The sequence below is a fragment of the Amycolatopsis sp. FBCC-B4732 genome, from assembly GCF_023008405.1.
Classification (GTDB): domain Bacteria; phylum Actinomycetota; class Actinomycetes; order Mycobacteriales; family Pseudonocardiaceae; genus Amycolatopsis; species Amycolatopsis pretoriensis_A.
Map to the genome: position 1 here is coordinate 4,669,189 of NZ_CP095376.1, position 19,085 is coordinate 4,688,273.

Consider the following 19,085-nt stretch of genomic DNA (forward strand, 5'->3'; position numbering starts at 1 on the left):
GGTCCGGGCCAGCGGGTGAGCAGGCGCCAGTCGCGCCGGCCGGGCCCCGGTAAGGCTTGCCGGGGCCCGGTGGGGCGCAGTCGTCACTCGCTGCCTGCCGCGGAGCGGGCGGCCACCCAGTCGGCTACCACCGTGGCCAGGACCGGGAGGGGTAGCGAGCCGCTGCCCAGGACCGTGTCGTGGAACTCACGGATGTCGAAGCGGTCCCCCAGCGCCTGCTCCGCTTCCTTGCGCAAGCGCATGATCTCCAGGCGGCCCACCATGTAGCTGAGGGCCTGGGCGGGGTGGCCCGCGTAGCGGTCGATCTCCGCCTCGATCTCGATCGGGGCCATCGGGGTGTTGTCCCGCAGGAAGTCCGCCGCGCGCTGGCGGCTCCAGCCCAGTGCGTGCATGCCCGTGTCCACCACCAGGCGGGCCGCGCGCATCGAATCCTGGGTCAGCAGGCCGAAGCGCGAGACGTCGTCGGAGTACAGGCCCATCTCGTCGGCCAGCCGCTCGGCGTACAGGCCCCAGCCTTCGACGTAGGCGTTGAAGATGCAGATCCGGCGCAGCAGCGGCAGCCCCGTCAGCTGCTGGGCCAGCGTCAGCTGGAAGTGGTGCCCCGGCACGGCTTCGTGGAACGCGACCGACTCGCTCAGCGTCCGCTGCCGCTGGTCGGCCTCGTTCGTGTTGGCGTAGTAGGTGCCCGGCCGCGAACCGTCCAGTGACGGGTCGATGTAGTACGCGATCGAGCCGCTTTCGGCCTCGGCCGGCGGGACCGGCGCGACCTCGCAGCGCTGCTCCGGGACGCGCAGGAACCATTGCGGCGCCACCGCTTCCGCCCGGGCGATCGTCTGCCGGGCCGATTCCAGCAGCTCCTCGCCGTCGCGCCAGCGCAACGCCGGGTCGGTGCGGATGCGCTCGAAGATCGCGGCGAGTTCGGTGGTACCGAACACCTTTTCGCCCAGCTCGCGGTACTCCTCCGCCAGCTTCTCGATGATCGCCAGCCCGGTGTCGTGCAGCTCTTGGGCCGTGCGCTCGGTCGTCGTCTCCGCCCGGATCAGGGCCGCGTACCGCTGCGGGCCGCCCGGCAGGTCGCCGAAGCCCGGGGACGTCTCCGGGCGCGCGACCGGGACGACCTCGCCGGCCAGGAAGTCGCGGTACCGCTCGTAGGCGGGCCGCACGACTTCGGCGAGCAGCCGGTCGCGCTCGGCCTCGTGCCCGTGGACCGGGACCTTCAGCGGGTCTTCGTCCGGGGCGCCGAGGTAGCGCTCGACGTACCCGATGCCGATGCGCGCCAGGAACTCCGGCGGCGTCAGCCCCTCGGCGAGCGCCGCCCGCTGCCGCTCGATCAGCTGGTCGAGGTAGGTGCCGATGGCCGCGAGCCGGCTCAGGTAGCCGCGGGCCTTGGGCTCGTCGTCGAGCACCGTCTGCGGCAGCTCCACCAGCAGCAGCAGGGCCGGGGCGGCCAGGCCGTCGCTGACCGCGATGTCCGCCCGGCCGGAGTCGAGCAGGTCGATCTCGGTGCGCGCCTGCCAGATCACCACGTCCCGCGTCACGCGCTCGGCCTGGTCCAGCGCCGACGCGTCGAGCGCTTCGGCCCGCTCGATGATCCCGGCCAGCCCGGCGCGGTACCGCCCGGCCGCCTCGGCGGTCTGGTCGGCGAGCTTGTCGTGCGTGCCCGGCAGGCCGTAGAGCGACGGGAGCAGCGGCTGCGCCTCGAACATCAGCTCCAGGCACTCGTCCGCGAGCCGGTCGGGCGTGTTGCGGTACCCGGCCACCCAGTCGGCGACGACGCCGGCCAGCACCGGCAGCGGGAGCGTCCCGCTGCCGAGGACGACGTCGTGGAACTCGCGGATGTCGAACCGCTCGCCCAGCGCCTGCTCGGCTTCGGCCCGCAGGCGCTGGATCTCCAGGCGCCCCACCATGTACCCGAGCGCCTGGCCTGGGTTGGCGGCGTACCGGTCGATCTCCGCCTCGATCTCCAGCCGCGCCATCGGCGTGTGCTCGACGAGGTAGTCGACCGCCTGCTGCCGGCTCCAGCCGAGCGCGTGCAGCCCGGTGTCGACGACCAGGCGACCGGCCCGCATCGAGTCCTGCGTCAGCATGCCCAGCCGCGCGACGTCGTCGGAGTACAGCCCCATTTCGTCGGCCAGCCGCTCGGCGTAGAGGCCCCAGCCCTCGCCGTAGGCGTTCACGTGCGCGATCCGGCGCAGCAGCGGCAGGCCGGTGAGGTTCTGCGCGAGGCACAGCTGGAAGTGGTGCCCCGGCACGGCTTCGTGGAACGCCACGGCTTCGCTGGTGAACCGCGGCCGCTTCTCGGCTTCGTGGGTGTTCGCGTAGTAGGTGCCCGGACGCGTCCCGTCGAGCGAGGGCTGGAGGTAGTACGCGATCGTGCCGCTCGCCGCCTCCGCTTCGGGTACCGCCGCGACCTGGCACTTTTCCGCCGGGACCCGCGAGAACCACTGCGGGGCCACGGCTTCCGCGCGCGTGATGGCGGCGCGGGCCCCGGCCAGCAGCTCCTCGCCGTCACGCCAGCGCAGCGCCGGGTCGGTGCGGATCCGGTCGAAGATCTCGGCGAGTTCGGTCGTGCCGAAGATCTTCTCGCCCAGCTCGCGGTACTCCTCCCCCAGCTTCTCGATCAGCGCCAGCCCGGTCTCGTGCAGGTCCTGCGCCGTGCGCTCGGTGGTCGTTTCGGCGCGGATCAGCGCCGCGTACCGCTCCGGGCCGCCCGGCAGGTCACCGATGCCCGGGGACGTCTCCGGCCGCGCGACCGGCACGACCTCGTCGGCCAGGAACGCGCGGTACCGCCGGTACGCGGGGTGGACGACCTCCGCGAGCAGCCGGTCGCGTTCGGCCTCGAAGCCTTCGAGCGCGAACGGCGGTGTCACCCGCAGCGGGTCGCTCTCCGGGGCGGCGAGGTACCGGTCGACGTAGCCGATGCCGATGCGCACCAGGAACTCCGGCGGCGTCAGGCCCTCGGCGAGCGCGGCCCGCTGCCGGGTGATCATGGCCTCGAGGTAGCCGCCGACCCCGGCGAGCCGGCTCAGGTAGCCGCGGACCTTCGGCTCGTCGTCCAGCACCGTCTGCGGCAGGTAGAGCAGCAGCTGCAACGCGGGCGAGCCGAGGCCGTCGCTGACCGCGATGTCGCCGCGGCGTGAATCGATCTCGTCGATTTCGGTGCGCGCCTGGGAAAGCACGACCTCGCGGGTGACCCGATCGGCGGCCGGCAGCCCCGCCGGGTCGAGCGCCTCCGCCCGCGCGACGATCGCCGCGTACCCGGCCCGGAAGCGGTCTTCCGCGCCCGGGTCCGGCAGCTTGCCGTGGTCGCCGGGCAGCCCGAAGACCGACGGGTACAGCGGCTGCCGCTCGAAGTTGAGCGCCAGCAGGTCGTCGGCCAGCCGGTCGGGCGTGTCGCCCTGGTCGGCCACCCAGTCCGTGACCACCTTGGCCAGCGCGGACAGCGGCAGCATGCCGTGGCCCAGCACGACTTCGTGGAAGCCGCGGATGTCGAACCGCTCCCCCAGCGCCGCTTCGGCTTCGGTGCGCAGCCGTTGGATCTCCAGCCGCCCGACCATGTACCCGAGCGCCTGGGCGGGCCAGGCGACGTACCGGTCGATCTCGGCTTCGATCTCCAGCTGTGCCATCGGCGTGTGCTCGACCAGGAAGTCGATGGCCTGCTGCCGGCTCCAGCCCAGCGCGTGCAGCCCGGTGTCGACGACCAGCCGGCCGGCCCGCATCGAGTCCTGCGTCAGCATGCCGAAGCGCGAGACGTCGTCGGAGTACAGGCCCATCTCGTCGGCGAGGCGCTCGGCGTACAGGCCCCAGCCCTCGGCGTAGGCGTTGAACATGCCGACCCGCCGCAGCAGCGGCAGGTCACTCAGCTCCTGGGCCAGGCTGAGCTGGAAGTGGTGGCCCGGCACGGCTTCGTGGAAGGCGATGGCCTCGCTGGTGAACCGCGGTCGCTTCTCCGCTTCGTGCGTGTTCGCGTAGTAGGTGCCCGGCCGCGTGCCGTCGAGCGACGGCGGGAGGTAGTACGCGATCGTGCCGCTCGCCGCGTCGGCCTCGGGGACCGGCGCGACCTCGCACTTTTCCGCCGGGAGGTGCGAGAACCACCGCGGGGCGACGGCTTCGGCCCGGGCGATGGCGTCCCGCGCCGCGGACAGCAGCTCGTCGCCGTCGCGCCAGCGCAGGGCCGGGTCGGTGCGCAGCCGCTCGAAGATCTCCGCGAGTTCGGTGGTGCCGAACACCTTCGCGCCCAGCTCGCGGTACTCCTCCCCCAGCTTTTCGATCAGCGCCAGCCCGGTTTCGTGCAGCTCCTGCGCGGTGCGCTCGGTGGTCGTCTCCGCGCGGATCAGCGCGGCGTACCGCTCCGCACCGCCCGGGACGTGGCTGATCCCGGGCGTGGTGTCGGGGCGCCCGACCGGCTCGACCTCCGCGCGCAGGAAGTCGCGGTAGCGCGCGTACGCCGGGTGGACGATCTCGGCGAGCAACCGGTCGCGCTCGGCTTCGAAGCCTTCGACGGCGGCGGTCGTGCCGACCTTGAGCGGGTCCCGCTCCGGTGCGGCGAGGTAGCGGTCGATGTACTCGACGCCGACGCGGGCGAGGTACGCCGGCGGGACGAGCCCGTCGGCGAGGCTCTCGCGCTGCCGCTCGGTCAGCGTCGCCAGGAACGACTCGACCGCGGCGAGCCGGGCCAGGTAGCCGCGGGCCTTCTTCTCGTCGTCGAGCTTGTAGTACGGCAGGTACATCAGCAGCTCGAGCGCGGGCGCGGTGAGCCCGTCGCTGACCGCGATGTCGGCCGTGCGCGCACCCAGCCGGTCGGCCTCCACCTCGGCGGCGGCGATGACGACCTCGCGCGTGACGGCTTCTTCCCGCGACAGGCCTTCGGCGGCCAGCGCCCGCGCACGGGCCGCCAGCGCGGTGTAGGAGGCCCGGAAGCGTTCCTTCCCGGCCCGGCTCTGGTCGCCGAGCCGGTCGTGGTCGCCGGGCAGGCCCAGGATCGACGGGGTCATCGGCTCCTGCTCGAACGTCAGCTCGACGAGCTCGTTCGCCAGGCCGCCCACGGTGTCACCGTGCTCGGCCACCCACTCGTCGACGACGGAGGCCAGCACCGACAGCGGCAGCGGGCCGCCGGACAGCACGAGGTCGTGGAACGCGCGGACGTCGAACCGCGAGCCGAGCCGCTCGGCGGCACGGGCCCGGTTCCGCTGGATCTCCAGCCGTCCCACCATGTACGACAGCGCCTGGCCCGGCCACGCGATGTAGCGGTCGACCTCGGACTCGATCTCGGGGCGCGCCTCCGGCGTGTGCTCCAGCAGGTAGTCGATGGCCTGCTGCCGGCTCCAGCCCAGCGCGTGCAGCCCCGTGTCGACGACCAGCCGGCCTGCCCGCAGCGAGTCGCCGGCCAGCATGCCGAGCCGGGCGATGTCGTCGGAGTAGAGCCCCATCTCCGCGGCGAGGCGCTCGCTGTAGAGCCCCCAGCCTTCGATGTACGCGGTGAAGCCGCCGATGCGGCGCAGCAGCGGCAGCTCGGTGAGCCCTTGGGCGATGCTGAGCTGGAAGTGGTGTCCCGGCACGGCTTCGTGGAACGCGGTCGTCTCCGCCATGTGCCGGAGCCGCTCGGTGGCCTGGTGGGTGTTCGCGAAGTAGATGCCGGGCCGCGAGCCATCGGCGGCCGGGCGCAGGTAGTACGCCGCGGGCGCGCCGTGCGCGACCTCCGACGGCACCGCTTCGACCGTGCACTGCTCCTCGGGGATCCGGCCGAACCACTTCGGCGCCTCCGCGGCCGCGCGGGCGACGGCGGTGCGGGCGGTGTCCAGCAGGTCGTCGGCGCTGCCCCAGCGCAGCGAGGGGTCGGTGCGCAGGCGCTCGAAGATCTCGGCGAGGTCGTCGGTGCCGAACGCCTTCCGGCCCAGCTCGCGGTACTCGGTGGCGAGCGAATCGATGACTTCGAGCCCGATCCGGTGCAGTTCCGCCGGGGTGTGCTCGGTCGTCGTGTGCATCCGCGCCAAGCGCGCGTAAGTCGCTTCGCCGTCGGGCAGCCACGACAGGCCGGGCCGGTCTTCGGGCCGCCCGTGCGGCTTCACCTCGTCGGCGAGGAACGCCCGGTACTCCGCGAAGGCCGGGCGCACGACGTCGGCGAGCAGCTCCTCGCGCCGCCGCTCGAACTCTTCGTCCGGCGCGGGCTGGCGGCGCAGCGGGTCGGCCGCCGGGTCGGCGAGGTAGCGGTCGAGGTGGGCGATCGCGGCGTCGACCAGGTGGGCCACCGGGACCAGGCCGTCGGCGATGCCCTCGGCGTGGCGCCGGGCGGACTGGCGGAGGAACTCCGGGACGGCGGCGAGCCGCCCGAGCTGCGCCTGCGCGGCCTCGCCCGCGGTCACGGTCGTCATCGGCAGGGCCAGGAGCAGGCCGGCCGCGGGCCCGATCGAGAGGTCGGTGACGGTGAACTCGGCCATCCGGCTCTCGGCCGACGCGATGCGGTTCTCGGCCGTGGAGATCAGCACCTCGCGGGTGACGCGGTCCTCGGCCGAGAGGCCGTCGGCGGCGATCGCGCGGGCGCGCTCCCGGAACTCCGCCAGCCGCGCCCGGAACGCGCGCTCGCCTTCGGCGGACTGGTCGGGCAGACCGGGTTCCGCCGGGCGGATGCCCAGCAACGCGGGCGTCAGCGGATCGGCGGCGAACAGCGCTTCGACGAACTCGTCGGCGAGTTCGGTGACCGCGGTCATGGGCAGGACCCCCCAGCTTCGATCGGTGTCTCGCCCGCGACCCTAACGGAGATCACCGACAGAAACGGTGCGCATTACGCCGGGGGCGGACGGCCTTCGGTACGGCCGGACGGGCGAAGCGGTAGCGTTCGGGGAGTGGCCGTGACCGATCCCGTGGATGCCCGCCTGCTCGCCGCGCTCGCCGAACTCGGCAAGACCGCGGTGCACGAGCTCGCGGCCAAGGTCGGCATGGATCCCCGCGAGGTGGCCTACCGGCTGGTGGCCCTGTCCGGCAGTGGGCTCCCGCTGCTCGTCGGCGTGGAAAGCGACCCTCAGGGGCTGCGGGCGGCCATCGCCGGCGCCCCGCCGTCGTGGGCGAACCGGCCGCCGCAGCAGCAGTACCCGGCGCCGCCGTCGCAGCCGGTACCGCAGCAGCCGCCGCCGGTCCAGGGCGGTCCTCCGGGGCCGTACAACGTCCAAGGCGCGCCTTCGGGGCCGTACAACGTCCAGGGTGCGCCCTCCGGCCCGTACAACGTCCAGGGTGCGCCGTCGGGTCCCTACAACGTGCAAGGCGCGCCTTCGGGGCCGTACAACGTGCAGGGCACGCCGTCCGGGCGGTACCCGGGCCCGCCGCCGCGCCCGCCGCAGCCGCCGCGCCCGTTCACGCCGCCGCCGGTGGACCCCGCCGTGAGCACCTGGGGACTGCCGCAGACGGCGTCCTGGGCCCGCGGCGACGAACCGGTCAAACCGGCCGGAACGGGCAAGCGCGGCCGGCTCGGCGAGGTCATGGAGACCCAGGGCCTGGAGGGCGAGCAGCTGTCGGTGCAGCTCCTGGAGGTCCAGGACCCGGCGGACTACCTGTTCAGCGCGGCCGGCTACCGCCTGGAGGACGGCGAGCGCGCGGTGGTCGTGCACACCGAGATCACCAACCGCGGGGCGATCCCGTTCGCGTCACTGCCCGACAACTACCTCGAGCTGATCGCCGCCGACGGCACGGCGATCGGCAAGGCGCCGGTCTCGCTGACCTCGCGGCCCCCGCACAAGATCGGCGTCAAACCGGGCGAAACCCTCGGCGGGCACACGGTGTACGTCCTGCCGGACGCGACGCGCGTGGTTTCGGTCCGGTGGAGCCCCCGGCCGGAGCCGGACGAGCGCACGCTGACCTGGGCGATCGAGGACTAGTAGCTCTCGTCCCGCAGGGTCTCCAGCGCCTTCGCCAGGTCATCGGGGTACTCCGACTCGAACTCCACCCACCGGCCGTCCGCCGGGTGGGCGAAGGCCAGCGTCTTCGCGTGCAGCCACTGGCGGCTCAGGCCGAGGTGGCGGGCCAGCACCGGGTCCGCGCCGTAGGTCAGGTCGCCGACGCAGGGGTGCCGGAGCGCCGAGAAGTGGACGCGGATCTGGTGCGTGCGCCCGGTTTCGAGCTTGATGTGCGTCAGCGACGCGGCCCGGAAGGCCTCGACCACCTCGTAGTGCGTCACACTCGGGCGGCCGCCCTGGACCACCGCGAACTTGTAGTCGTGGCGGGGGTGGCGGTCGATCGGGGCGTCGATCGTGCCGCGCGTCGGGTCCGGGTGGCCCTGGACGATCGCGTGGTAGCCCTTGTCGACCGTGCGCTCCTTGAACGCGCGCTTCAGCACCGTGTACGCGTGCTCGCTCTTGGCCACCACCATCACGCCGGTCGTGCCCGCGTCGAGCCGGTGCACGACGCCCTGGCGCTCGGCCGCGCCCGACGTCGCGATGCGCAGGCCGGCCGCGGCGAGGCCGCCGACCACCGTCGGGCCGGTCCAGCCCGGGCTCGGGTGCACGGCGACGCCGACCGGCTTCGAGATCACCACGATGTCGTCGTCGTCGTGGAGGATCTTCATGCCCTCGACCGGCTCCGCGACGATCTCGACGGGGTTGGCCGGCTCCGGCAGGGTGATCTCCAGCAGGCCGCCGCCGGAGAGCCGGTCGGACTTGCCGGCGGGACGGCCGTCGAGCAGCACGTCGCCGGACTCGGCCAGTTCGGCGACGACCGTGCGGGACAGGCCCAGCAGCTTGGCGAGGCCGGCGTCGACCCGCATCCCGTCGAGCCCGTCGGGCACCGGGAGCATCCGCGAGCTCACGCCTGCTCCTCCTGCGTCTTCTCGATCTTCTTCTTGTCCTTGGTCGACGTGCCGTCGTAGTCCTTGCCCAGCAGGGACAGCAGCACGATCAGCGCGCCGCCGACGCAGATCGCCGAGTCGGCGATGTTGAAGATCGCGAAGCCCTTGCCGTTGGGCGCGAACGCCGAGATGAAGTCGACGACGTGGCCCTGCAGCCCGCCGGGCGCGCGGAAGATGCGGTCGGTCAGGTTGCCGGTGGCCCCGGCGAGCACCAGGCCGAGGCCGATCGCCCAGCCGATCGAGCGCAGCCGCCGCGACAGCCAGATGATCGCGATGACGACGGCGAGCGCGACCAGCGCCAGCACCCACGTCATGCCGGTGGCCATCGAGAACGCGGCGCCGGGGTTGCGGATCACCTGCAGGTAGATGAGCCCGCCGAGGATCTTGACCGGCTCCTTGCCCTCCAGGTTGGCGGTGACCAGGTTCTTCGTCACCAGGTCGATCGCCCAGAACACGACGGCGATCGCGAACACCCAGCCGACCCGCCGCTTCGGCAGCAACGGCTTCGCCGGGACCTCGGGGTTCTCCGGGGCGTCGGCAGCCGGGTCGGGCACCGCCTCTTCGGGCGCGGCGGTGTCGGGTTCGGAACGGCTGGGCTCGGTGCTCACCGGTCCATTGTCCACGGCGCTGGTCAAGCGGTGTCGCGGCGGTGCCGGAGCAGGGCGGCGAAGGCGGCGGCGAGCAGGACGAGCGCCGCCAGCAGCACGCCCACGAGGTCCGCCGAGAGCACGACGGCCACGAGCACGAACAGGGCCGCGGTGACCAGGACGAACACGCTGCGTTCGTACGCCGCGAGCACCAGCAGGCCGACGGTGGCCAGCAGCGGGCCGCGCAGCCCGTCCCCGAGCCGGAACTGCCAGGACCCGACCAGGTCGAGCAGCGGGACGGCGAGCAGCGCGCCGAGCGTGCCGAGGACGAACCACCCGGTGCGGGCGGGACGCAGCGCGAGGGCGTACCAGACGGCCGTGCCGGCCACCACCACGAGCAGCGCGACCAGCCACACCGGCCCGGCGGGCAGCTCCGCCCCCGCGGCGTAGTAGGTGTCCTGGGTGAAGAACTGCGTCGCCGGGTAGCCCGTGCCGCCGACGCCGCCGGTGCCGAGGTGCTGCTGCTCCAGCGGTCCGGAAACGAGGTTCACGGCGTCGCCCTCGGCCGGGCTCCGGCGCGACAGCAGCCGCACCACCGCCGCGCCGATCAGCGCGAACCCCAGCAACGCCAGCGGAAACCAGAAACGCGATCCTCTCCCCATCGGGCCAGGCTAACGCTCAGCAGAACGGCGGGAGCTCCCGCGGGTCGCCGACCGGCGCCCAGCGGCCGTCCACCTTCGCGTACTCCCAGTCCGCTCCGCGCGCGACGATCCGGCGCAACGCCAGCAGCACGCGGTCGACGTGCTCTTCGGTGCTGCCCAGGCCGAGGCTGACGCGGATCGCCTGCTGCCCCTCGCCACCGGCGACGGCGATCAGGCGCTTGGCCGCGATGTGGGCGCAGAAGGCGCCGTCGCGCACGCCGATGCCGTACTCCGCGGACAGGACCGCCGCGAGCCAGCCCGGGTCGAACCCCGCGACGGTGAAGCTGACCGTGCCGACACGGTCGACCGGCGCGTCGAACAGGCGCAGTTCGGCGCAGCCCGGGAGGCTCTCGAGTCCCTTGCGCAGCCGGGTGAGCAGCGCCTGTTCGTGCGCGACGACGGCGTCCCAGTCACGGGAGAGGGTCTCGCACGCGACGCCGAGCGCGTACACGCCGACAGTGTTGGGCGAACCGGCTTCGTGGCGCTCGGGACCGTCGTTCCAGACGACGGCGGCTTCGGTGACGAGCTTCGTCGCGCCGCCGCCGGCGAGGTACGGGCGCGCGGCGCGCAGCCAGTCCGCGCGGCCGATCAGCGCACCGGCGCCGAAGGGGGCGTACAGCTTGTGGCCGGAAACGGCGACGTAGTCGACGTCCAGGTCCCGGATCGAGATCCGGCGGTGCGGCGCGAGCTGCGCGGCGTCGAGGGCGATGCGGGCGCCGTGCTTCCGCGCCACGGCGGCGATTTCGGCCACCGGCAGCAGCTCACCGGTCACGTTGGACGCGCCGGTGACGACCACGAGCCGGGGCCCCTGCGGGGAACCCGCGAGCGCTTCGTCCACAGCGGACACTGCCGCGAGACGCGTGCGCGGGGCCGGGATCCGCCGGACGTTCGGGCCCTGCCACGGCAGCAGCGCGGCGTGGTGCTCGGTGTCGAAGACGACGACGGTGGTGTGCCGCGGCAGGCTGCGGGCGAGCAGGTTGAAGGAGTCGGTGGTGTTGCGGGTGAAGACGACGGTGTCGGTCCGGCGGGCGCCGACGAACCGGCGCAGGACGTCGCGGGTGCGCTCGTAGAGCTTGGTGGAGACCTGCGAGGCGAAGCCGGCGCCGCGGTGGACGCTGGCGTACCAGGGCAGGAACTCGTCGACCTTGGCGCGGACGGCGTCGAGGCAGGGGGCGCTCGCCGCGTGGTCGAGGTTGGCGTACCCGATGGTTTCGCCGGTGACGAGCGGGACGCGCAGCGACGCGCCGGCGACGGCGGGGATGCCCTGCGGGGCAAGGGTTTCGGCGCCGCGGGCGGCCGGGGCGGTGGCGAGAGCCGGTTCGGCGGCGTGCGGGGTTCCGGAAGTCGTGGCGCTGGTGCGGTCGATGGCGAGAGTCATCGGGGTGCCTCCTCGGCGGTCCGGGGGACCCCGGCGAGGGGCCCGCGCTTGCCCGTCGCGGGACGCGACCGGCCCGGTCTTCACCCGGGGCACCCCACCGCGGTAGGAGGGTTGCCGGCCAGCAAGCCGGGGCTTCGCGCTGGCACTCATGACCTGGCACAGAAGGTAACCGAGAACGCGCCGGGTGGCCAACCCCCTCCTCACATTCTGAGACGCCGTTCACAGTGCGCCCTGGTCAGGGCTTCGCGCGGAACCGGCCGGGCAGCGGGGTCACGGCGTCGTCGGCGAGGTGCGTCGGCGAGCGGCGTGGGTACCCGCCCATGAGAACGAGAGCCGGCCGCGTCAGCGACCCGACTCGCCCTTCCAGCGGGCCAGGCGCCCGGCCCGGTCGACGGCGCGCAGCCGGAGCTCGACGGCGTCGCGCACCGCCGACGTCGTGACCACCAGCAGCTGGTCGTGCTCCTGCAGCCGGCTGGTCTTCTGCGGGGTGAAGCCCGCCTCGCCGCGGACGACCAGGCTGACCGTCGCGCCGACGGGGAGCCGCAGCTCGGAGAGGTACACGCCGTGCAGCTTGGACCCGGGCTGGATGCGCACCTGCAGCAGTTCGGCGCCGAGCTCGTCCAGCGGGGCCGAGTCGACCTCGATCTCGTGCGCCTCGGACTTCTTCGCCAGCCCGAGCCAGCGCCCGAGCGGGCCGAGCGTCGCGCCCTGCAGCAGCGTCAGCACGATGACCAGCACGAACACCGCGTCGACCAGCCGTTGCGCGCCGGGCACCCCGTGCGACAGCGGGATCATGGCGAGCACGATCGGCACCGCGCCGCGCAGTCCGGCCCACGACAGGAACGCCTGTTCCCGCCACGGCAGCCGGAACGGCAGCATCGCCAGCACGACCGAGATCGGCCGCGCCAGCAGCAGCACGACGGCGCCCGCGACCAGGCCGGGCACGATCGCGTCGAGCAGCCGGCCCGGCGAGGCGAACAGGCCGAGCAGCACGAACAACCCGATCTGGGCCAGCCAGCCCAGCCCCTCGGCGAACGAGAGCGTGTCGGAGCGGTGCGGGAGCCGCGAATTGCCGAGCACCAGCGCGGCGACGTAGGTGGCGAGCAGCCCGGACGCGTGCAGCAGCTGCCCGGACGAATACGCCACGACGCACACCGCGACCGTGGCCAGCGGGTACAGGCCGGTCGCCGGCAGCGCGGCGCGGCGCAGCGCGATCCCGCCGAGCCAGCCGAACGCGAGCCCGATGGCCAGGCCCGCCGCGAGCTCGTAGACCACAAGCAGCGGCAGCGACCAGTCCACAGTGGTGCCTTCGGCCAGCACGACGACGGCGATGTAGGCCGGCGCGTCGTTGATGCCGGACTCCAGTTCGAGCGCGCCGGTGAGCCGTTTGCCGATCCCGGCCGAGCGGAGCACCGAGAACACCGCCGCCGCGTCGGTCGAGGCGAGCACCGCGCCCCACAGCAGCGCGATCCGCCAGTCCAGGCCCAGCAGCCAGTGCAGGGCCGCGCCGGTGACCGCGACGCTGACCACGACGGACACTGTGGACAGTGCGATACCGATGCCCAGCGCGGGTTTGACGGCCGACCACCGCGTGGTCAGCCCGCCTTCGGCCAGGATCATGACGAGCGCGGCGAGGCCGAGCGACTGGGTCAGCTCGGGGTTGTCGAAGCGGATGCCGAAGCCGGCTTCGCCCAGCAGCACGCCCATCGCGAGGTAGAGCAGCAGCGAGGGCAGGCCGAGCCGGATCGAGACCCGCACGGCGAGCACGGAGGCGAGCAGCACGACACCGCCGACGCCGAGCAGCACGGGAAGCTGGTCCATGCCGCCTCCCTCCCGAGTGCCGTGGGGCCCTCAGAATAGTGAGGCGGGCGGGTTAACACGTTCGTGTACCGCTGCCGCGAGTCGGACACCCGGTGTGTTAAGGACTGCCGAGCGCGTCGAGCTCGACCCCGAGCGCCGCGAACGGCCGCCGCGCCGCCGGGAGGACCTTCACCGCACGGTGCCCGTCGCGGACGACCCAGCCGGCGTCGACGGCCCGGTCCAGCAACGCCGCCGGGAGCGCGCCGGCGAGGTGGTCGCGGCGCTCCGTCCAATCCAGACAGTCGCGCAGCAGCGCCCGCCGCCCGGCGGCGACCGGCACGCCCAGACCGTCCAGGACTTCGCGGCCGTGCCCGGTCAGCGTCAGGCCGTCGGCGGTGCCGACCAGCCCGGTCGCGAGCATGCCGTCGCGGAGGGCGACCCCGAGCACGCCGGCGAGGTGGTCGTAGCAGGTGCGCGCGAAGCCGAGCCGCTTCACCCGCAGCGACGCCTTCAGCCCGGTCACCGGGCGGTGCTCGGCGTGCTGGGCCAGGTGCTCGATCAGCTCGGCCACCCGCGGGTCGGCGATCCGCACGTAGCTGGCGCGGCCCTGCTTGACGCGGGCGACGAAGCCGGCGTCGGACAGCCGCGTGACGTGCTCACTGGCGGTGGAGAGCGCGATCCCGGCCGCTTTCGCGAGCTCGCCGACGGTCCAGGCCCGCCCGTCGAGCAGGACGAGGCACATGGTGGCCCGGCTCGGGTCGGCGAGCACCGCGGCGACCTCGGCGAGGGCGATCGTCTCCATGCCCCCACGGTACGAGCCGCGCACTTCGGCCGCGGCCGAACCAAAGCGCACTTTCACGTGAAAGTGCGCACGTGGGGGCCGCACTTTCACGTGAAAGTGCGCGTGGTGGCCGGGGGTCAGAGCGCTTTCAGGAACTTCGCCGCCAGGGTGACCGCCGGGCCCGAGTCGTTCGAGTTCTCCAGCACCACCGCGAACGCCACGGTCCCCCGGTACCCGACGAACCAGCCGGTCGCGTCGGAGCCGTCGCCGAACTGGGCCGTGCCCGTCTTGCCGAACACCGTTCCCGCGCCCGCCGCGGCTCGGCCCGTTCCGCTGGTCACCACCGCGCGCATCAGCTTGCGGACCTCGCCGAGCACCGCCGCGGGCGGGGCCGAGTAGCCCTTGACCACCGTGGTCGGGAGGTCGTGCCACAGCCTCGGCGTGATCGCCTTGCCCGCCGCCACCGTCGCGGCCATCACCGCGCCGCCGAGGGCGCTGGCCTGGATGCGGCCCTGGCCGAAACCGTCCTCGACCTGCTCGTCCTTGCTCGCCGCCGGCTCGACCTTGCCCAGCTCCGTCTTGATGCCGGGGATCTCGTAGTCGGCGTTGAGGCCCAGCTCGTCGGCCGCCTTCTTCAGCCCGTCCGCCGGGAGCGCCAGCGCGAGCTGCCCGAACGTCGTGTTGCAGGACCGCGCGAACGCCGTCTGCAGGTTCGTCGCGCCCAGCTCGAAGTCCTCGTTGCGCACCGTGCGCGTGCCGATCGTGGCGACGCCGGGGCAGTCCACCGGCGAGCCCGCGGTGAGCCCGCTCTGCTGGACCGCCGCCACGGACGTCGCGATCTTGAACGACGAACCGGGTTCGTACAGCCCGCTGAGCGCCTTCGGGGAGTTCCCGGCCGCCGCGTTCTGGGCGACGGCGAGGAGGTCGCCCGAGCCGGTGTCGAGCGCGACCAGCATGGCCGATCCCGGGTAGCCGTCGACCGCGGCCTGCGCGGAGTTCTGCGCGGCCAGGCTCAAGCTCGACGTCAGGGGCTTGGACCCGGCATCGGCCGGCTTCCCGAACAGCGTCTCCAGGCTCTTCCCGCCGACGTCGACGCGCTGGACGGCGAACCCGCTGCCCGAAGCGGCCGTGACCTGGCCGGCGAGCGCCGACCGCAGCAGCGGCGCCGGGTTGCCCTCGACCGGGCGCAGGCCGCCCGACCCGGCGATGAGCAGCGGCTTGCCCTCGCGGTCGGCGACCGCGGTGGTGTCGGTCGCGACGGTGCCCACCACCAGCCGCTGGCCCGCCTCCAGCTTCGGGTGCAGCAGCGACGGCGCCCAGTGCACGAGCCACTTGCCGCCGGCCAGCCCGAGCTGGAACTGCACGTCGTAGCTCCACAGGCCGCCCTTCAGCGACCACGAGAAGGTGAACGTGCCCCCGGTCGTCTTCGCGCCGGCCGGCGTCGGCTGCAGCAGGGTCAGCTTGGCGCCGACCGACGTCGGGTTCAGCGTGTTCCGGGCGTCCCGCAGCGCCACCGCGGCCGCCGCGTTGTCGTCGGTCAGCCGGGCGGCGGCGTCGGGGTTGTTCTCGGTCAGGTCCTGCAGGTACTCGGTGATCGCCGAGTGCGGGTCGAGCGCGCCCGGGTTGTCGACCGAAGTCGCCCCGGCTTCCGCCGTCGGCGCCGTGTCCCCGCCGTTGAGCACGAAGAACGCCGCCACCACGACCGCGACGACCAGCAGCGCGCCGCCGATCAGGATCCCGCGTCTCTTGCCAGGACTCATCCCGGTTCCCTCCCCCGTGCCCGCCACGACCGTGAGTGGCAAGTCGGGTCAGCACCTTACTTGCCACTCACGATCGGCGTCAGGCTTTTGCGACCCCGGCGGTCACCTTCGTGCCGTCGCCGACCGTGCCGGCGAAGCCCTCGCCCACCGGCTCGTAGGCCACCGACGTCGCCAGCACCTCCGCGGCCAGGAACTCCTCGTACGCCCGGGCGGCCTCGACGACGTCGGCCGGGGCGTCGACGGTCAGCGCGATCCGGTCCGCGACGTCGAGCCCGGCGTCGCGGCGGGCCTGCTGCACGACCCGGACCAGGTCGCGGGCCACGCCTTCGGCCGCCAGCTCCGGCGTGACCTCGGTGTCGATCAGGACCAGCCCGGACCCGCCGGGCAGCTCGGCCGCCGCGCCGCCGCTCTTGGCGACCAGCCGGCGCTCGAACTCGCCCTCCTGCAGCGCGATCCCGGCCGCAACGACGGTGTCGCCCTGCAGCGACCAGTCGCCCGCCTTGACGGCCTTGATCACGGTCTGGACGTCCTTGCCCAGCCGCGGGCCGGCGGCGCGCGCGTTGACCGCGACCTCGAACCCGCCGTGCGCGGCGACGTCGGTGGTCAGCTCGACCGTCTTGACGTTCACCTCGTCGCGCAGGATGTCCGCGAAGGCCGTCAGCGACTCGGCGTCCTCGGCCGCCACGACCAGCGACGACAGCGGCAGCCGCACGCGCAGCTTGTTCGCCTTGCGCAGCGACAGCGCCGACGACGCCACCTGCCGCACCCGGTCCATCGCGGTGACGAGCGCCGCGTCGGCGGGCAGGTCGAGCGCGTTCGGCCAGTCGGTCAGGTGCACCGAGCGGCCGCCGGTCAGGCCGCGCCAGACGACTTCGGTGGTCAGCGGCAGCAGCGGCGCCGTGACCCGCGAAGTCACTTCGAGCACGGTGTGCAGCGTGTCGATCGCGTCCTGGTCACCGGCCCAGAAGCGGTCCCGCGAGCGGCGCACGTACCAGTTGGTCAGCACCTCCAGGAAGTCCCGCACGGTCTGGCACGCGCCCGCGACGTCGTAGCTGTCCATCGCGAACTCGACGTCGGTGACCAGCTCGTGCGTCTTCGCCAGGACGTACCGGTCGAGCACGTTCGGCGAATCCGTGCGCCACTTGCCTGCCACGCCCTCGGCGTTCGCGTACAGCGCGAGGAAGTAGTACGAGTTCCACAGCGGCAGCACGGCCTGGCGGACGGCGTCGCGGATGCCCTTGTCGGTGACGATCAGGTTGCCGCCGCGCAGGATCGGGCTCGCCATCAGGTACCAGCGCATGGCGTCGGAGCCGTCGCGCTCGAAGACCTCGTTGACGTCCGGGTAGTTGCGCAGCGACTTCGACATCTTCGCGCCGTCGGACCCCAGCACGATGCCGTGCGAGACGCAGGCGCGGAACGCCGGCCGGTCGAACAGCGCCGTCGCGAGCACGTGCAGCAGGTAGAACCAGCCGCGGGTCTGCCCGATGTACTCGACGATGAAGTCGCTCGGGTAGTGGTGCTCGAACCACTCGGCGTTCTCGAACGGGTAGTGCACCTGGGCGTACGGCATCGAGCCGGAGTCGAACCAGACGTCCAGGACGTCCTCGACGCGGCGCATGGTCGACTTGCCGGTCGGGTCGTCCGGGTTCGGCCGGGTCAGCTCGTCGATGTAGGGCCGGTGCAGGTTGTCGAGCCGCACGCCGAAGTCCGCCTCCAGCTCGTCGAGCGAGCCGTAGACGTCGGTGCGCGGGTACGCCGGGTCGTCGGACTGCCACACCGGGATCGGCGTGCCCCAGTAGCGGTTGCGCGAGACCGACCAGTCGCGCGCGTTCTCCAGCCACTTGCCGAACTGGCCGTCCTTGACGTTCTCCGGGTACCAGGTGATCTGCTGGTTCAGCTCGATCATCCGGTCCTTGAACTGCGTCACCGCGACGAACCACGACGAGACCGCGCGGTAGATCAGCGGGTTGCGGCAGCGCCAGCAGTGCGGGTACGGGTGGTCGTAGGTCTCGTGGCGCAGCAGCAGCGCGCCCTGCTCGGCCGCGGAACCCGTGCCGTTCTTCAGGTCGCGGATGATGTTCGGGTTGGCGTCGAACACCTGCTGGCCGGCGTAGTCCGGCACGGTCGCGTCGAACTTGCCCTGCGCGTCGACCGGTGTCACCGGGGTGATGCCGGCGGCGTCGGTGACGACCTTGTCCTCTTCACCGTAGGCGGGCGCGATGTGCACGATCCCGGTGCCGTCTTCGGTGGTGACGTAGTCCGCGGGGAGGACCCGGTGCGCGTTCTCGGTGCCGGTGAAGTACGGGAACGGCGGCGCGTAGCGGGTGCCGAGCAGCTGCTCGCCGGTGTAGCGCGCGACGACCGGCGGCTCTTCGCCGAGTTCCCGCGCGTACGCGGCGACGCGCGCTTCGGCGAGCAGGAACCGCTTGCCGTCGCTCTCGACGACGACGTAGTCGACGTCCGGGTGCACCGCCGTGGCGAGGTTGGACGGCAGCGTCCACGGCGTCGTCGTCCAGATCAGCAGGTAGGTGCCGTCGAGCTCGGTGCCGTTGTCCTGCAGCCGGAAGCCGACGGTGACGGCCGGGTCCTGGCGGGTGGCGTAGACGTCGTCGTCCATCCGCAGCTCGTGGTTGGACAGCGGCGTCTCGTCGCGCCAGCAGTACGGCAGGACGCGGTAGCCCTCGTAGACGAGTCCCTTGTCCCACAGGCGTTTGAACGCCCACAGCACCGACTCCATGTAGCTGACGTCGAGGGTCTTGTAGTCGTTGTCGAAGTCGACCCAGCGGGCCTGGCGGGTGACGTAGTCGCGCCACTCGTTCGTGTAGCGCAGGACGGACTCGCGCGAAACCTCGTTGAACTTCGCGATACCCATCTCGTCGATCTGGGCCTTCTCGGTGATGCCGAGCTGGCGCATGGCCTCGAGTTCGGCGGGCAGGCCGTGGGTGTCCCAGCCGAACCGGCGCTCGACCTTGCGGCCCTTCATCGTCTGGTAGCGCGGCACCAGGTCCTTGACGTACCCGGTGAGCAGGTGGCCGTAGTGCGGCAGGCCGTTGGCGAAGGGCGGGCCGTCGTAGAAGACGTACTCGTTGTCGCCGCGCTCACCGGCCGGGCGCGCGTCGATGGTCGCCTGGAACGTCCGGTCCGTCTCCCAGTAGGCGAGGACCTGCTTCTCCAGCTCGGGGAAGGACGGCTGCGACGGGACGCCCGCACCGTCGTTCAGCTGGGCCTGGGGGTACATCCGGGTG

The 19,085-nt window shown here is 72.9% G+C and carries 10 protein-coding genes and 1 riboswitch; of the genes, 1 reads left to right on the forward strand and 9 read right to left on the reverse strand.

Annotation, left to right across the window (positions count from 1 at the left end):
• Nucleotides 1–83: 83 nt before the first annotated feature.
• Entirely contained in the window at nucleotides 84–6,707 is a 6,624-nt protein-coding gene (locus MUY14_RS20505) for a DUF885 family protein (RefSeq protein WP_247024700.1), read from the reverse strand.
• 135 nt (nucleotides 6,708–6,842) lie between these two features.
• Here MUY14_RS20505 and MUY14_RS20510 point away from each other — a divergent pair, with 135 nt between their 5' ends.
• Nucleotides 6,843–7,868 carry an AsnC family transcriptional regulator gene (locus tag MUY14_RS20510; protein ID WP_247024701.1) on the forward strand — a complete coding sequence of 342 codons (1,026 nt, stop codon included), beginning with the start codon at nucleotides 6,843–6,845 and terminating at the stop codon, nucleotides 7,866–7,868.
• Here MUY14_RS20510 and MUY14_RS20515 read toward each other — a convergent pair.
• The 8 genes from MUY14_RS20515 to ileS all read right to left on the reverse strand — a co-directional run bounded on the left by MUY14_RS20515 (nucleotide 7,865) and on the right by ileS (nucleotide 19,078).
• Nucleotides 7,865–8,794, reverse strand: coding sequence for an RluA family pseudouridine synthase (locus tag MUY14_RS20515; RefSeq protein WP_247024703.1), 930 nt, complete (start codon nucleotides 8,792–8,794; stop codon nucleotides 7,865–7,867). The genes MUY14_RS20510 and MUY14_RS20515 overlap by 4 nt on opposite strands.
• On the reverse strand, nucleotides 8,791–9,441 hold the full coding sequence (gene lspA, locus MUY14_RS20520) for a signal peptidase II (RefSeq protein WP_396126829.1): 651 nt from the start codon (nucleotides 9,439–9,441) through the stop codon (nucleotides 8,791–8,793). Before lspA ends, MUY14_RS20515 begins: the two co-directional genes overlap by 4 nt.
• Before the next feature lie 23 nt (nucleotides 9,442–9,464).
• The gene (locus MUY14_RS20525) at nucleotides 9,465–10,082 is read right to left on the reverse strand and encodes a hypothetical protein (protein ID WP_247024705.1); all 618 of its coding nucleotides are present in this window, start codon (nucleotides 10,080–10,082) and stop codon (nucleotides 9,465–9,467) included.
• A 16-nt stretch (nucleotides 10,083–10,098) separates the two neighbouring features.
• Nucleotides 10,099–11,499, reverse strand: a complete 1,401-nt coding sequence (locus tag MUY14_RS20530) for an aminotransferase class V-fold PLP-dependent enzyme (protein ID WP_247024706.1) — start codon at nucleotides 11,497–11,499, stop codon at nucleotides 10,099–10,101.
• Nucleotides 11,500–11,538: 39 nt separating this feature from the next.
• A riboswitch (SAM riboswitch) is annotated at nucleotides 11,539–11,653 on the reverse strand.
• Nucleotides 11,654–11,841: 188 nt separating this feature from the next.
• Nucleotides 11,842–13,320: a potassium/proton antiporter gene (locus MUY14_RS20535; protein WP_247024708.1), complete on the reverse strand. Its 1,479-nt coding sequence runs from the start codon at nucleotides 13,318–13,320 to the stop codon at nucleotides 11,842–11,844.
• 97 nt (nucleotides 13,321–13,417) lie between these two features.
• Nucleotides 13,418–14,101, reverse strand: a complete 684-nt coding sequence (locus tag MUY14_RS20540; protein WP_247024710.1) for a helix-turn-helix transcriptional regulator — start codon at nucleotides 14,099–14,101, stop codon at nucleotides 13,418–13,420.
• Between the two features lie 116 nt (nucleotides 14,102–14,217).
• Nucleotides 14,218–15,840: a penicillin-binding transpeptidase domain-containing protein gene (locus tag MUY14_RS20545; protein ID WP_247024712.1), complete on the reverse strand. Its 1,623-nt coding sequence runs from the start codon at nucleotides 15,838–15,840 to the stop codon at nucleotides 14,218–14,220.
• A 79-nt stretch (nucleotides 15,841–15,919) separates the two neighbouring features.
• Nucleotides 15,920–19,078: an isoleucine--tRNA ligase gene (gene ileS / locus MUY14_RS20550; protein ID WP_247024714.1), complete on the reverse strand. Its 3,159-nt coding sequence runs from the start codon at nucleotides 19,076–19,078 to the stop codon at nucleotides 15,920–15,922.
• Nucleotides 19,079–19,085 lie beyond the last annotated feature (7 nt).

Excerpts from the sequence above, each read along its gene's own strand:
- MUY14_RS20505 (WP_247024700.1), bottom strand. The coding sequence starts at position 6,707 with ATGACCGCGGTCACCGAACTCGCCGACGAGTTCGTCGAAGCGCTGTTC.
- MUY14_RS20525 (WP_247024705.1), bottom strand. The coding sequence starts at position 10,082 with ATGGGGAGAGGATCGCGTTTCTGGTTTCCGCTGGCGTTGCTGGGGTTC.
- MUY14_RS20530 (WP_247024706.1), bottom strand. The coding sequence starts at position 11,499 with ATGACTCTCGCCATCGACCGCACCAGCGCCACGACTTCCGGAACCCCG.
- MUY14_RS20535 (WP_247024708.1), bottom strand. The coding sequence starts at position 13,320 with ATGGACCAGCTTCCCGTGCTGCTCGGCGTCGGCGGTGTCGTGCTGCTC.
- MUY14_RS20540 (WP_247024710.1), bottom strand. The coding sequence starts at position 14,101 with ATGGAGACGATCGCCCTCGCCGAGGTCGCCGCGGTGCTCGCCGACCCG.
- MUY14_RS20545 (WP_247024712.1), bottom strand. The coding sequence starts at position 15,840 with ATGAGTCCTGGCAAGAGACGCGGGATCCTGATCGGCGGCGCGCTGCTG.
- ileS (WP_247024714.1), bottom strand. The coding sequence starts at position 19,078 with ATGTACCCCCAGGCCCAGCTGAACGACGGTGCGGGCGTCCCGTCGCAG.